The organism is Catellatospora chokoriensis (genome assembly GCF_011297315.1).
Classification (GTDB): domain Bacteria; phylum Actinomycetota; class Actinomycetes; order Mycobacteriales; family Micromonosporaceae; genus Catellatospora; species Catellatospora citrea.
The window spans coordinates 96,286-111,750 of the sequence record NZ_JAAOTI010000003.1; the positions used below are offsets into that span (position 1 = coordinate 96,286).

Consider the following 15,465-nt stretch of genomic DNA (forward strand, 5'->3'; position numbering starts at 1 on the left):
GGATCCTCCGGTTTCGTGCATAGCGGGGCGAGGAACGGGTTCTGCCCCTCCAGGACCACCTGGTGAAACCGTTCGTAAACATTCTTAACTGACAATCCGTCGATAGGCAAGATTGGTTTCCTATTCGGAGCGCCCGTCCACTCCGTGAAGAGGACTCACCTCCGGCTCACCCCGGTGGACCGGCGGCGCTATCCTTGCGGCTCGTTGATGGATCATCGGGATTCAGGAGGGCAGATGGCCGACATGGCGCACGACCCCGTTCCCGACGCGGCTCCGCTGACCGGCCACGATCCGCGCTCGCTGGGCCCGTACCGGCTGCTCGGACGGCTCGGCAAGGGCGGCCAGGGAGTCGTCTACCTCGGCGTCGACGCCAGCGAACGCCGCGTCGCGGTCAAGACGATCAATGTCGACCTGCAGCACAACCCGAAGGCCAAGGCGCAGTTCGCCAAGGAGATCGCCGCCGCCCGGCGGGTCACCCCGTTCTGCACCGCGCAGATCCTCTTCGCCGAGATCGACACCGAGCTGCCGTACGTCGTCAGCGAGTACATCGCCGGGCCGACGCTGCACAAGCAGGTCCGCGACCTCGGACCGCTCGCCGACAACGCGCTCTACCGGCTCGCCGTCGGCACCGCCACCGCACTCGCCGCGATCCACCAGGCCGGCATCGTGCACTGCGACTTCAAACCCGACAACGTCATCCTCGGCGGCGACGGCCCGCGCGTCATCGACTTCGGCATCGCCCGCGCGCTCGGCGCGGAGACCATGTCCGGGCACGTCATGGGCACCGTGCCGTACATGGCCCCGGAGCGCTTCCACAACGTGGACGTCGGTCCGGCATGCGACATCTTCGGGTGGGCCGCGACCATCGGGTTCGCCTCGTCCGGGCGCGGCCCGTTCGGGCACGACTCGATGGCCACCGTGATGGCGCGCGTGCTGTCGGAGCCGCCCGACCTGGACAACCTGACCGGGACGCTGCGCGAGCTGGTCGTCGCGTGCCTGGCCAAGGACCAGCACGCCCGGCCGACCGCGCAGCAGCTCCTCATGCGCCTGCTCGGCCACGAGGCCACGCCGGCCGCCCCGGTGCCGCTGGTCGAGGCACTCCAAGAGGGCAGCGACGCGGCAACGGCCCTGCTCCAGCCGGGCGACTCCCCCGCCGCGCCCGCGCCGACGGCGACCGCCCCGGCGACGCTCACCGCGACGGCGGCGCAGCCGTCCCCGCCGACCGTCACCGCGCCTGCCGTCACCCCCGCGGCGGCACCTGCCGTGTCTACCGTCACCGCTCCCCGACTGCCGACCGATCCGAGCGCGCTTGCGCCGCAGGCCCCGACGGTCCCGCAGCCCCCGGCCGCCAAACCCGCACCGCCGGCTCCCCAGCCAGCCGGTAGCCACGGCTCGCCCGCTCCTGCCGCGCGCCGCGCCACCCGGTCGCGGCGGCTGCTGCGGCAGGTCGGGGACCCGCTCGGCATCGCCACCGCGCTGGTGCTGGGCGCGGGTGGCTTCGCAGCCGGTTACGTCCCCTCCGCGCAGACCGGCACCGGCATGGCAGTCGGCGGCGGCGTGCTCGTTTTCGTCTACCTGGTGCGCCTGTTCACCGCCGTCGCACTCGACGACGGCGCACCCGACCCGACCGAGCTCTGAACCGATCGCAACAATGGCGGACAAGTGATGGCCAGGAAGCCGACCTCGCCAGGCAAGCGGCCTGATCGCGATCTTGCGGCCCTGCGTTGGGCAACCGTCGCGGCTGGGGGCTGGTCGGTCTGGCTGTTGGATCGAGGCAGCCGATGAAGGTGACCCGGATTGCGTACTCTGATCGGCTTAACCCGGGTAAGTACGCCGCGCTGGCCGAGCAGGCCCGCCGGTTGGGTCGGGTCCGTTCGGCGGTCTGGCAGCGTTACGGCTCGGTCGCGGGTGCCAGTTCGACGGACCGGCAGGTCCGGGACCGGTGGCCGGCCGACGGCACCCACCGGCAGTTCGAGGTCCTGGCGAACGCGTGGAAGGACACCGTCCGGGACGCGATGGCCGACATCGCCGCGAACCGCGCCGCGGCCAAGGCTGTGGTGCGCCGGGCGATCTGCCGCCACGCCGGAGACCCGGCCGAGCGCAAGCGGCTGTTCACCCTGCCGCGGGCCGACAAGTGGTCCGACGACCGTTACCTGACCCGGCAGATGCGGCAGCACGGTAAGCCCGGCAAGAACCGCACCCACAACCAGATCGTGGTGCGCGCCGACCAGCACAACACCCAGGCCGACGCCCGCGGCCGGCTGTGGCTGGCCATCCCTGGCCTGCAGCGCCGCCAGCTCGTGAGGATCGGGCTGAACACCACTGTCGCACCGACCGGCACGCTGCGGCTGATCCTGCGCGAGGGCCGGGTCGAGGTCCCGACATCACCCTGCGCACCCCGCACCGCATGGTGAAGCAGATCCTGCTGGACAGGACCGATCGCCGCCGGACCAGACTGCTTGTCCAGGACTCCAGCCAGGCACCAGCCGGGCGGAGAGCGAACTATCCGAACCGCTCGGCAACGAGCACCAAGTAGGAAAGCAGGAGTGCCATGGCTTCGCGCCGGACCCAGAGGTGGCTGCCGGTCGCCTTCGCCGCGACTGTCGGCTTCGCCCTGATCGCGGGCTCCTACGTGTACGTGTCGGCCGTCGCGGGCGACCGCAGCGACTGCGTCGCACTCGACGTCGTCTCCTCCACCGAGAAGAGCGACCTGGTCCAGGAACTGGCCGAGCGGTACAACGACACCAGGCGGCGCTTCGGCGGGCGGTGCGCCGACGTCACCGTCACCGGGCTCACCTCCGGGCAGGCCATGGAGGCGCTGGCCGGCGACTGGGCCGCACTGTCCGGCACCGGCAGCCCCCGGCCGCAGGTGTGGCTGCCGACCTCGACGCTGTGGACCGGGCAGCTGCGGCTGCTCGACAAGGCCGCCGGACACCCGGAGCAGACCCCCGGTGAGTACGCGTCGATCGCCAACAGCCCGCTGGTCATCGCCATGCCCGCGACCAAGGCCCGGTTCCTGCAGCAGCAGGGCGCGCTCGGCTGGGGCGACATCCTCGGCATGTCCGGCGACAAGGGCTGGGCCGAGTTCGGCAAGCCCGAGTGGAAGCGGTTCACCTTCGGCAAGGACAACCCGAACCTGTCCACCTCGGGCCTGGCCGCGACCATCGCGACGTACTACGCGGCCACCGGCACCTCCAGCGACCTCACCGCCGCCGACGTGCGCGACCCGAAGGTGACCAGGTTCGTCCGCCAGATCGAGGCGAACGTCTCCCATTACAGCGACGACGTCGTCGACCTGCTGCGCTCGCTGGCCGCCGCCGACCTCGCCAGGGTCGACGGGGAGGCCGCCGGCTCCGACCTCAGCGCCGTCGTCACCCAGGAGGAGCTGGTCTACCTCTACAACACGGGCGCGCTGAGCAACAACCGCAAGCCCCGCGAGCAGCTGGTCGCGCTGTATCCGAAAGAGGGCACCTTCAACCTCGACCACCCGTACGTGGTGCTGCCGCAGGCGAGCGACGCGCAGCGGGCCGGGGCCGCGGACTTCCTGGCGTTCCTGCAGGAGGCCCCGCAGCAGCGGGAGTTCGCCGCGATCGGGTTCCGCGACCACGAGCAGACCGCGTCCGACCAGCTGGTCCAGGTGGTCGGCGGCGCCAAGGCCCCGGGCACCTACTTCGAGCCGCCGTCGCCGGAGGTCGTGCAGGGCATCAAGGCCGGCTGGGAGACGCTGCGCAAGAAGGCCAACATCCTGATGGCGGTGGACGTGTCGGGGTCGATGACGGCCAACAAGGTCGGCACTCACACCCGGCTCGAATACGCGATGGACGCCGCGAAGAACGGCATCAAGCTGCTCAACAGCGAGGACCGGGTCGGGCTGTGGGCGTTCTCCGCCAAGCAGGCGGGTTCGCCCCTGCCGTACCGCGCGCAGCTGCCGCTGTCGCGGCTGGACGACCGGCAGTTCGGCGCGAAGCTGGACGCGATGCGCTCCGGCGGCGGCACCGCCCTGTACACGACCATCCGGGCGGCGCACCGGCACATGCTGGAGAACTACGACCGCACCCGGATCAACGCGGTGGTGGTGCTGACCGACGGGGAGAACGAGTACCCGGAGGACAACGATCTGGCCAAGCTGCTGCGCGACATCGCCCTCGACCCGGACCGTCCGGTGAAGGTGTTCTGCATCGCCTTCGACCAGGGTTCCGACCTGCCGACCCTGGAGAAGATCGCGGCCGCCGCCGCGGGCAAGGCGTTCGACGCCCAGGACCCGGCGAAGATCGACGAGGCCTTCGTGAAGCTGCTCAGCAGCTTCTGAGTCCGGTCGCCGGCCGGCTCACGCAGAGGCGGCGAGCCGGCTTTCGAAGTGCTCCCGGAAGTTGTGATGAGAGAGCCGGTAGACGCTCTGGCCGTCCTCGACGTCGAGCAGGATGTAGGGTGCCGCCGCGTCGAGCAGCTGGTCGATGTCGCCCTCCGTCACCGCGCGACCCGAGGTGAGCGCGGTGGCGACCGTGGCCCAGATGCCGTCGGACCTCGGCAGACCACGACCGCGGGAGAGCGCGAGCGCTTCCATGAGGGGATCGAACGTCGCGGAGACGGCGCTCAGCCGGGTGACAGCCGCCGCGAAGAGCTCCCGCTGATCCTTGCCGAGAAGTTCCGCCAGAGCCTTTGCCTGCTTGGGGGCGAGGATCCTCGGCCGGGCGAGGATCTCGTGCACGGCGAGCCGCGCGAACAGGAACTCGCCGTTGCCGGCGACGGTCGCCGCCGCATCGGCGACGGCCGTCGCCGTGGCCCGCAGGCGTCCGGCCTTGCGGGCCCCGTTCAGCCGCAGGCGCACGTACTCCTCCGTGGCCTCGGTGTCGCGGGGCACCCACAGCACGGACGTGGTCGGCCCCGCCCCCAACGCGTCGAGCAGCTCGGTGACCGGATTTCGACGCTGCGGGTCGTGCACCGACGGGCGGGTGCCGACGACGACTCGCACTGCCGGCAACGCGGCGATGCGGCGCAGCACGGACCCGGCGATGACCGCGGGTTCTTGGGCTTCGTCCATCGCGTCCAGCAGCACGGTCAGCGTGCGTTCCGACAATGCCTTCACCAGCGCGTCCAGATCGGCAGCGGCCCTCGCAGCGGGATTGATGCCGGCGACTTCGGCCAGCCGGCGAACGAGGTCCGCGGTGGTCATGCCGGCCAGGTGGATCACGCCGTCGAAGACCTCGGGTGGCGGCTGCTCCGCGTCAGGCAGCGCCACGATGAATCCCGCGTCGACCAGCAGATCGCGCAATCGCGTATTGCTGTGCACCACCACGTTTCCGAGCAGCGCGGACTTTCCCGAACCAGCCCCGCCCGTGACGACGAGCATGCCGCAGGCGGTGTCCTTGAGCCAGCCCGCGACTCTGCCGCGCTCCCTGCTCCGGCCGACGAAATACCAGGCGAGCTCGCTCAGCTCCGCGCCCTGGGCCTTGGGCACGAAGTGTCCACGCACGTCCGGCGGCTGGCGCTCGAGAAAGGCGCGCAGTTCGTGGTAGACGTTCACGGGTGCGGTGACGCCGCCCGGCACCACCGGCGACCGCCGCAGCGGTGTGCCGCCGTCGGGGGCGAACTCGTGCACGACCAGATCGGCCCCGACTCGCCTGCCGAGGTATGCCCGGAGCCGGTAGGCGAAGTCGGCGAGAGTGATGCTGTCGTCGTTGTCGCTGAAGCCCTTCTCGAGCATCTCCTCCAGGGCATCGCCGACCGCGCCGAGGTACGCGGCGCCTTCGCTGCCCACCCCGATCAGGATCAGCCGCTGGGGGTCGCGGGGCTTGCCCAACAGGTTCGCGATGAGGCGCTTGGCGAAGGTTCCGGCGCCGCAGGCCTGGATGAGCACGATCGACCAAGCGCCCTCGTCGCCGCTGCGTTCCAGCCACTCGTCCGAGACCGGGCCCGCGACGGTGTCGACGCTGATCCCCCGCCGGACGATGGTCGCCGCCGTGTCGTAGGCGGCCAGCCAGCCGCTGTCCTGGTTCGCCGCACCGTGGCCGATCCAGGCCAGCATCGAGTGCGGCAGGTCGTGCTCGCGGGAGGCCCAGCTCTGCATCCGGGCCTTGGCGTTGGCCTCGGTGCGCGACTCGGGCTCCAGGGGCCAGTGGCGGATGCTCGCACCCAGGTGCGCCAGCGCAGCGCCGATCCGGTCGACCTCACGGTCTGCGTCGACCAGCGCATCGTGGTGCAGATAGGCGGGAAAGGCGACGGGCACGAGCGCGAACACGGGTCCGGCGGCGCCGGGCTGCTGGAGTGGACTCACCGCGGCGCCTCGACTAGGCGATCGCCGGGACGGCCAGCATGAGCTGTTCCACCGCCGAGTAGCTGCCCTGCTTGACCGCGACACGGTAGAGGCCGGGCTGGACCACCCTCGCGGTGGCGACCAGCACGCCGTCCCGCCTGACGAACAGCGGCGGCGGCAGCTGGTCGCCTGTCGTGGCCTCCTCCAACGTGCAGGAGACGGCGGCCGGTCCGTCCGCGGTCTCGACGACGATGTCGAACGGCTCGCCCACCGCCACGACGTCCGGCAGGTCGACGCGGACCTCGTCGCCCCTGCCGGCCATCGGCGGCCCCTGCCGGTGTCCGGTGATCTCGGCGTGCACGAACGCGATGGACTCGCGGCACTTGGCCAAGGCGGCGTGGGATTGCGGCAGGACACCGGGCGGCGGCCCCGGCGGGCTCGCCGAGTCGCGGTAGACGGTGGAGTCGCCGCGCCGGTCCTCGCGTCGAGCGCCCCGGCCGAGGTCGCCCTCGATGGTGTAGCGCGGGTGGACGACGCCGTCGACGACGGACATGCTCTGCATCGTGGGCAGACCGACGCCGATCAGCGAGCGCAGGCCGCCGCCGTCGGCGCGGCGCAAGCGTTCGTGCATGGCGAACGACTGCTCAGCCAGCAGCGGGTCACCGCCGATGGCGGCGATGTCGGCGGGGGTCAGGCGCCGGGACCGGTCGCCCTCGCCCAGGCAGCGGTACACGGGAAGCAGGTCGTAGAGCCCCGGCATGCCCAACACCAGTTCCCGCAGCCGCATCCGCGGTAGCGGGACGGGACTGCCCTCCCCCGTGGACAGGAGGTACGCCGCCTTCACCGCGCCGTAGAACGGGGTGCCCAGGGTCAGCGTCGTGCGGACCATGCCGCCGTCACCCAGCACACCGGTCAGGTAGCGGGCGATGAGTCCGCCCATCGAGTGCGCGACGAGAACCAGGCGGGCGTTGCGGGAGCCGCGCGGGTGTGCCCGCCATCGCTCGAGATGGCGAGCGGCGGCGTCAGCCAGGCGCGCGGCGTTGTACGCGACCGGCAGCCGCCAGTCGTACGGGAACTCCGCAACCGCGTCCGGGTGCGCGGCCGCCGTCCGGACGCCCGCGAGCAGCGCGGTATAGGGCTCGACTCCGCGCAGCACCGGAATTCCGGCCGGAACCCGCAGCAGCCGGGTGGGCTTGATCCGGCCTACGACCCCCTCGCGCTCCTGCTCGGTGAGAGCCAACTCGCGCAGCGAATCCCCCGTGGTCCACGCCGATGCCAGCCATCTCGGATCGCTGATGCCCCACAGCACCCGCCCGGTGGCGGCGTGGACGAGCTCGGTGCCCATGATGCCGGGCAACACCATGACCGCGTCGGGGCCCGGGTCGTCCTCCACGCGCGATGTCCGCGGTTCTGCCATCCGGTGCGCCCGTCCTTCCGTCCGGTACAGCTCATGATTCTTCAGTGCTGGTCGTTGATGGTCCAGGGCAGGCCGGGCCTCCGGTCGGATACCGGTCACCGCTCGGTGAGCAGTGACTGCACCGATTGCGGATCGACGTCGAGGGCGAGCAGTCCGAGCGCTCCGCCCACCATGATCCGTCGGCCGAGTAGAACCAGGCAGTGAATCTGCATGCCGATCGGGAGCCGGCTGAGCGAACGGCCGCTGCCGACGTCGATCAGCTGGAGCACCTGATCGTCACCTCCGGTCGCCGCGATGACCCGGCCCCCGGGCAGCCGCATCAAGGCGATGCTCCGAACCGGACCCTCGTGGCCGTGCCGGATGCCCGCCCGGTGCCCCGCGATGTCCGGGCCAGGGTGCGGGGCCCGGCCGGTCGACGGCTGGACGGCGACGTCGTCGACGTCAGCGGCTGACAGCTCACGTGCGGTAGCCGCGTCCCAGAACCGGATGGAGGCGCCGACCGCGGCAGCGATCACGCAGCGACCGTCGGGCGTGGTCAGCGTGGTCAACGCCGTCGGCGGCCGGCCAAGCGTGATCACCGGAGAGTCGGGCAGGCCGGTCAGCGGATTCCAGATCCGCATCGTGCCGTCGTCCCCGCCGCTGACGAGCACGCCACGACGGGCGGGCGTCGCGGCCACGAGGTGGCGCACCGCTCCTTCGTGCCCGTTCAGCCGGCGGTAGGTCGGCCGGATGGCGGTGAGGTCCCACAGGCCTACGGTGCCGCGCTCGCCCCCGGTCGCCAGGTATGCCGGACCCGCCGGCATGGGGAGTGCGGTCAGGGCGGTCAGCCGGGCCGACGAGGCGGCCGGCAGCGTCGCCACGGGGTCCCCGGTGGCGGCGTTCCAGATCCTGACACTCTGGCTGCCCGCGGTGGCGAACAGCGGACGACCCTCCGCGTCGGGTAAAGCAGTGATCATGGCTGCGATGCCCGTGCGGCCGAGCAGGTGTCGGGCTCCCGGCCACCCGTCGACCGGGTTCCACAGTTGCACGCTGTCCGCGGTGACGCCGGAGGTGGCCAGCCGTGGGGTGCCGTCGGCGCCGGGCACCACCGTCATCGCCATGACGGACTCGGTGGGCGCCGCGGACAGGGCGGGGTCGGGTTTCGGGTTCCACAATCGCACGGTGCGGTCGGCGCCACCGGTGGCCAGCAGCGTGCGGCCATCAGGGAGTTCGACCGCACACATCGCGGTCAGCGCCGCGGTGTGGCCGGTGAGCAGCGCTACGGATCCGCCGTCCGCCAGAGTCCACAGCCTCGCCGTGCTGTCGGCGGCCCCCGTGGCGAGCAGCGGTAGGCCGTCGCCGGACGGCACCACCGTCGTGGCCGTCACCGGCCGCGCATGCCCCACGAACGGTGCCACGGCCTCGGCGGCGGTGTGCAGATTCCACACCCGCGCCGTCAGATCCCGGCCGGCGCTGGCGAGCTGTCGGGACGACGGCTGCGGGATCGTGGCGACGCACTCCACGCGGTCGGTGTGTCCTTTCAGCGGCGCGCAGACGGCGGTGCCGGTGAAGGTGTCGTACAGGTTGATCGCATGGTCCGGTCCGATGACGACGGCCACCGCCCGACCGTCGAGACCGACGAGGCCGACGATGGACATGCCGACCGCGAACCGGGTCGGGTTCAGGCCGGGATACGGCCCGCCGTCGATCGGGTGCCAGAAGCGGACCGTCTGATCCTCGCCCGCGGTGACGATCGCGGTGCCGCCGTCCGGTGCGGCGACGGTGGTCACCAGGGTCGCCCGCGCGCGATCCGCCGCGAGGTCGCGCCGGCCACCGCTCGTCGGGTTCCACGCGACGAGCGCGTCGACGGATGCCGAGACGAGCAGCGTGGCTCCGGCCACGGACATCGCCGCCAGCGCACGGATCTCCCGCCGGTGCCCGGTCAGGGGCATACCGACAGGATCCCCGCTGGACGGGTCCCACAGCCTGATCCTGCCATCCGCGCATCCGGCGGCGAGGAGCACGCGGCCGTCGGGCAACGGGACCGAGGCCAGCGCGGTGACCCCGGCGGAATGTCCGGCCAGCACGACCTGCCACGGATCCCGGCGCAGCCGGGCCCAGACCAGTCGCCACACACAGCCGCGGCGGGCGGTGCGCGACGGTGCGCCGCCCGCGTGCCGGATCGCCGTGATCGCCCGGACCAGCGCTCTGTCCCGAGCGGGCACGGCAGCGAGCAGATGGCGGCCGGCGAGCGTCGCGGAAATCGCCTCCGGCAGGTCGGCCCGGCCGAAGGCGGTACGCAGCGCCACCGATGCGACCGCTTGCGGGTCCAGTTCATCGAGCACTTCCGGGGCCGCTGCCAGACCGGACCACGTACCGGCTTCCGCGACGTGCTCGGCGAGATATCGCACGACATAGGCGTTCGGCGTGGTGGCGGGCAGCGCCCGCCGCGTCCGTTCCAGCAGCGCCTCGGCCACCAGCCGATGGCGCTCACCCGGTCCGGCCACGGGGCCTCCTCACCACGGTGACGCCCGAGGCCGGTCGGGCGCCGAGCCGGTTCGGCACGTCGTCTCCAGAATGGCCCATGCGAAACGGCGCCTTCATGCCGGCAGTCGCACCTGCGTGGTGCTCAGCCGGTGCTCCGCCGCGTCCACGGCCCGCACCGCGTCCCGGTGAACCGCCGGCGGGACGTCGTGGTCGGCGAGCTCCTCGACTGCGGCGGCCAGTCCGGCGACAAGGCGGCGGCCGGCGGCGGTGAGTCCGGATGCGAGCGGCAGCGGCCGCGCGGCTCTGCTCAACTGAGCACGAATGAGCGCGAAGTGGCGTGTCGCAGCCTCTTCCACGGTCGGCACGTGCCGCACCGCCTGCCACATCTGAGCGACGGCGATGAATGCGAAGATCCCGTGGATCAGCGCCTCCAGCGGACGCGCATCCCGGCGCCACGGCGCGAAATAGAGATCCGCGGAGGTGCCGTCGACCAGCGTCACCAGATCGGTCAGCGCATTGAGCCTACTGTGCTGGAATTCGTGGATCATCGTGGCCGCGACACTGTACGGATCGTCGACCAGGCTCATCGCGAAGCCACCGAAGGCATCGCCGTTGGTCGCGCTGTCACCCCCACGTGAACCGGAACTCGACAGCGGCGTCACGGCTGACAGCCCGGCCTCGATCTCCAGTGCACGCAGCGGCGTGTGCTCAGCGATCACGTCCCAGGCGCGCCGTAGCATTTCTGTCCACGTGTCCCACGTCGGTCCGTCGAGGCGTTCTGCGGCAGCCGAGCCATGGCAGTCGCGATAGGGATCCACGTCGTCCGTCGCGAGCGCCCATTCACCACCATCCGTGCATGGCAGGCGGACATGCCTGACCGGCAGCCACGATGTCCCGGTGAGGTCCGCTGGTGCGACCCTGCGAGGGTGCCGCTCACCTACGAACGCACCCAGCGTCGGCAGGGCGATCGTGCCGCCGGGACGCACCGACAGCAGCGGCACCGCCTCAGGGACGCCTGCACGCAGTGCGGCGGCACCGGCCACGGCGCTGAGATGAGCACGGTCACCGTCGTCTGCCGACGATCGCACGTACCGGGCGGCCCATACGCCCACCCAGGGATACGCCATGACCCGTTCGAATGCGGCGGCATCGGCCGTCTGTGCGGCAGCGAGCGCGGCCACGGCAGGTTCATCGTCGAGCGACAGAGCAATGTGCCGAATGAGGAGAAGCGTCCGGCTCAGTCGCACCTTGCGGAGAAACGCGGCAACCTCCGGATCGGCAGTGACCCGGGACAACGAGTCGAACGCGTCGGGTGCGATGGTGTGATAACGCATCATTCCACGTCTATGGCACTGTGCCAGCCAAGCCGCACGTCCGACGATCGCCGCAGAAGGGGAATCAGCTGCGTGACGGCTTCTATCAGCACCGGGTCTGAACGGTCCAAAAGCTCGTGGATGCCGAGCGGGGAAACGTCCGCAAGCGCGCGCTGCTCCGGCGGTTCCGGGGTAGGGCCTGCCATCCTGTCTCCTTGTGCATCACCCACCGTTGCCGGGCGGCAGGTCGGCTTTGCACTCAGCGTACGTCGAAGATAACGAATCTGTAAGGACAGCTTATGCCGAAGTTTCTGTCGCCTTCCGCGCGCGGGCACACGGCGGGGCTCGGTGGTGATTCCCGATCGCGCAGGCTTTGACGGGCTTCGGTCACGCCGGCAGATCGCTTGCGGCGCAGGCACTCCGGCCCGTCATGTCCGCCTATTTCGATGTCAGATTTCTGGCTAATGCCACTTTCAGGACGGCCGGGTATCGCGATTTAAGGTGGAGTGCGGCAGAGTAAGCGCGCGCCCTGTGCGCGAACAAGAGATTCCGCCCAAGTGTGTGGACGCCGACAGCGGTGCGACGGCCACGCACCTATAGCCGTTTGTTTGTGAGGTACCGAGACGTGACGAGCGGGCCTTCTCCGGCTGCCGCTGACAACGGACCGTGGGGAGTCCGCCGTCTGTCGCTGCGAGACAAACGGCAGCTGCGTGCCGCCGTGGCAGCGGTCGAGACCATGAGGGACCCGCGTCGACGCGCGGAGGTCGTCAGGGAGTTGGCTCGGGAACTCGGCAGCGGCTTCGCCGTGGACCCCGATGCCGACACCTGGGCGATCGTCTCGGCATGCCTCGATGTCAACGGGATCCAGGAGTTCGTCGGTGTGCTGAACCTGGTGGAGGGCGACACCTCCGCCTGGCAGGCGCTGGCCGCCCTGGTCGAGGACCTGTTCCCGCGACGCCCGCTCGACGCGGGCGACCGAATCCGGATCACCGCCGTGCTCGACGGGCTTCCACCGGCGACGATCCGACGCGCGATGCTGCTCAGCGACGCGATCTCGGTGTCCGGGTGGGACGAGGAGAACGTGCGCGGCGGCACCGCGCTGGAGCTGATCGAGAACGCGGTGGCCCAGCACCAGGTCGACGGCGAGACGCTCTGGCGGTTCCTCGAAGCCGTCGCGCACACGGGCGGGGAACCGGTCGCGGCCGAGATGCACGGGCTGATCCGCGCGGCCGCGGCATCGATGCGTGTTCCCGACGAGGTGAGCGCCATCTGTCGGTCCATGCCGTGGCGCGGGCGCGACTCGGCCGGAGACCCCTCCGAACAGGCGATTTTACGCGAAACGGACGTTAGCATACAATCAGAGCAAGATCTGATTTCCGGAGACGACGAGATGAATCGCGGCATAGTAATCAATTCCCTATCGGTGCAGTCCGTGCCCGCCGTCATGCGCGGCCTTCCACCAAGGAACCCTTTCTTTGCCGGCCGCGATGAGGCACTGGAGTCGTTGCACAGCACACTCGAGGCCAAGACGTCAGCTATGGCTCTGCCCTATACGCTGCAGGGACTAGGCGGCGTCGGCAAGACTCAATTAGCCATCGAATACGCCTATCGATACAGCGGTTCATACGATCTCGTATGGTGGATTCCGGCGTCCGGAGAGGATTCCATCCGCAGGTCGCTCGTCTCCCTGGGCAAAGCTCTCGGAGTGCCGGAGAACAGCGACGTCCAATATGTGATCGACTCCGCGCTCGACGAGTTGCGCCTGGGTCGCCTTTACAGCCGCTGGCTGCTCATCTTCGACAACGCCACCGAGCCGCAGGACATCCGCAAGTATTTCCCGCAGGGCATGGGCCACATCCTGGTGACGACGCTCAGCCGGAGCTGGGCAGCCAATTCCAACCTGGTCGAGGTCGACGTGTTCTCGGCTGAGGAGAGCAGCGCATTCCTGGCCACGCGTTGGCCGGCCCTCACACCCGAGCAGAGCCTCGCTCTCGCCGACAAACTCGGCCATCTGCCACTGGCCCTCGACCAGGCCGCATCATTCCACGAGCAGACGGCGATGCCCGCGGAGACCTATCTCAACGAGGTCGACCTGGTCAGCATGCTGTACTACAGCACGCCCACCGAATACCCGCAGCCCGTCGGCGCCACCTGGCGGATCACCTTCGACAAGTTGCGCGAGCAGTCCCCCGCGGCAGCGCAACTACTGCAGCTGTGTGCCTTCATCAGCTCGGAGCCGATCGCCATCCCGCTGCTGCGCGGAGGCCGCGGCGCCGACCTGCCCGCCGAGCTCAAGGAAGCCCTCCGGGACGAGCTGGTCTTCCGCAAGGCCGTCCAGGAGCTGGGCAAGTTCGCCCTGGCCCAACTGGACGCCCGCCGCGACTTCATCACGGTGCACAATCTCGTCCGCGCGGTCCTGCGCGACTCGCTGAGCCCGCAGGAGCGGGTCGAGAACACGCACAGCGCGCACGAGGTGCTCGCGTTGGCCAACCCGGGCACCCCCGACCGCAGCGACACGTGGTCCCGGCACGCCCAGCTGGCCCCGCACATCGAGGATGCGGGCCTGGTCGCCTCCGAGGACCCGCACGTGCGGCAGGTCGTGATCGACCAGATCCGGTACCGGTTCGCCATCGGCGACTCCACGTTCAGCCGCCAGCTGGCTCAGCGCACCTTCGACGTCTGGAGAGACAAGCTCGGCTCGGACGACGTCATGACGCTGCGAGCACGGTTCCATCTCAGCAACGCCCTCCGCGCGCTCGGCGAATACGAGCGCGCCCGGACCGAGTCCCACGAGACCTACCAGCTCCTGGAGAGCACGCTCGGTCCCGATCACACGTACTGCCTCCAGGTGTCCAACTCACTCGGCGCCGACTTGCGGTTTCTCGGAGACTTCGCGGCTGCTCGGGTCCAGGACGAGGAGACCCTCGAACGACACCGGCGCGTCCTGGGCGATGACGACCTGGGCACGGTGCGCGCCTCGCACAACCTGGCCGTGGACCTGCGGCTGCTGGGCAAGTTCGACGCGTCGTTGCAACGCGACCAGGACAACCTGCGCCGCCGCCTGGCAGACGACGGCGGCAATGCCAGCCCCGAGACGTTCGACCTGGTCATCAACATCGTCCGTGATCTCACCGGGCTGGGCCAGTACTCCCTCGCCCTGCGGCAGCAGCAGGAACAGCTCGCGCTGTTCGAGATCCACCTCAAGAACAGCCGGCACCGCTACCTGCTCGACGCCCGCCGCAACATCGTCATCCTGACCCGCAAGCTCGGTGAGTACGGCAAGGCCGCGAAGCTGGCCGAGGCCGAGCTTGACAGCTCGCGGGCCGTCAACGGTCCCCGGCACGCGCTCACCCTCGCCGCCACGATGACCCTCATGAATACCCTGCGGGCCAAGCGGGACCTACTCAACGCCCGTACGGTCGGCGAGGAGGCGCTCGCGGGCTACCAGGAGCGGTTCGTCAGCGAGCACCCGTTCATCCTCGCGTGCGCGGTGAACCTCGCGATCGTGTACCGGGCGCTCAACATGCGCGAAGAAGCCCATGAACTCGACGAACAGACGCTGCAGAGCCTGCGCCGCACGCTGGGCGACGAGCACCCCTACACCATCGCGTGCATGGGCAATCACACCAACAACCTCGCCGCCGCGGGATTGGCCGAGCAGAGCCATGCCCTGTCCCAGGAGGTGTACGACCTGGCCGTGGCCGCCCGGGGCGCCCATCACCCCGATACCCTGGCCAGCGCGACCAACCTCGCGCTCGACCTGTCCGCTGTCGGCCGCCACGCCGAAGCGAACAACATCCGCCTGCAGGCGCTGCAGAAACTGTGGGAGACCCTCGGCACCGAGCACCCGGACACCATCAATGTGGAACGCGGCCGGCGAGCCGAGATCGACATCGAGGTTCCGTCGCTCTGAGCGCGGCGCCTCAGCCCGCGCCGGACATCAACGGTTCCGGCCGACGGCTCCCACCGTCGGCCGGAACCGTGGACTCGACGCGGTGCCGACCGGCCGTCCAGCT

General features: G+C 70.3%; 9 protein-coding genes. 4 read left to right on the forward strand and 5 right to left on the reverse strand.

Annotated features, from left to right (window positions below):
* Nucleotides 1-234 precede the first annotated feature (234 nt).
* The 3 genes from HAV39_RS05475 (at nt 235) to HAV39_RS05485 (ending at nt 4,309) form a co-directional block, all read left to right on the forward strand.
* Nucleotides 235-1,638 carry a serine/threonine-protein kinase gene (locus HAV39_RS05475; RefSeq protein WP_191838082.1) on the forward strand — a complete coding sequence of 468 codons (1,404 nt, stop codon included), beginning with the start codon at nt 235-237 and terminating at the stop codon, nt 1,636-1,638.
* A gap of 149 nt (nt 1,639-1,787) precedes the next feature.
* Nucleotides 1,788-2,414: a hypothetical protein gene (locus tag HAV39_RS05480; RefSeq protein WP_191838083.1), complete on the forward strand. Its 627-nt coding sequence runs from the start codon at nt 1,788-1,790 to the stop codon at nt 2,412-2,414.
* A gap of 137 nt (nt 2,415-2,551) precedes the next feature.
* A complete protein-coding gene (locus HAV39_RS05485; RefSeq protein ID WP_191838084.1) occupies nt 2,552-4,309 on the forward strand; it encodes an extracellular solute-binding protein in 1,758 nt (585 codons plus the stop codon).
* Between the two features lie 18 nt (nt 4,310-4,327).
* Here the strand turns inward: HAV39_RS05485 and HAV39_RS05490 are convergent, their stop codons facing one another.
* The 5 genes from HAV39_RS05490 to HAV39_RS05510 form a co-directional block, all read right to left on the reverse strand.
* Nucleotides 4,328-6,274, reverse strand: a complete 1,947-nt coding sequence (locus tag HAV39_RS05490) for a hypothetical protein (RefSeq protein WP_191838085.1) — start codon at nt 6,272-6,274, stop codon at nt 4,328-4,330.
* A gap of 13 nt (nt 6,275-6,287) precedes the next feature.
* On the reverse strand, nt 6,288-7,646 hold the full coding sequence (locus HAV39_RS05495) for an alpha/beta hydrolase (protein ID WP_203736625.1): 1,359 nt from the start codon (nt 7,644-7,646) through the stop codon (nt 6,288-6,290).
* A 119-nt stretch (nt 7,647-7,765) separates the two neighbouring features.
* Complete coding sequence (locus tag HAV39_RS05500) at nt 7,766-10,156, reverse strand: WD40 repeat domain-containing protein (RefSeq protein ID WP_191838087.1); 2,391 nt, start codon at nt 10,154-10,156, stop codon at nt 7,766-7,768.
* 93 nt (nt 10,157-10,249) lie between these two features.
* Complete coding sequence (locus tag HAV39_RS05505) at nt 10,250-11,473, reverse strand: aKG-HExxH-type peptide beta-hydroxylase (protein WP_191838088.1); 1,224 nt, start codon at nt 11,471-11,473, stop codon at nt 10,250-10,252.
* A complete protein-coding gene (locus HAV39_RS05510; protein WP_191838089.1) occupies nt 11,470-11,655 on the reverse strand; it encodes a hypothetical protein in 186 nt (61 codons plus the stop codon). The genes HAV39_RS05505 and HAV39_RS05510 overlap by 4 nt, the downstream gene beginning before the upstream one ends.
* A 512-nt stretch (nt 11,656-12,167) precedes the next feature.
* Here HAV39_RS05510 and fxsT point away from each other — a divergent pair.
* Nucleotides 12,168-15,362: an FxSxx-COOH system tetratricopeptide repeat protein gene (gene fxsT, locus HAV39_RS05515; RefSeq protein ID WP_191838090.1), complete on the forward strand. Its 3,195-nt coding sequence runs from the start codon at nt 12,168-12,170 to the stop codon at nt 15,360-15,362.
* Nucleotides 15,363-15,465: the final 103 nt, after the last annotated feature.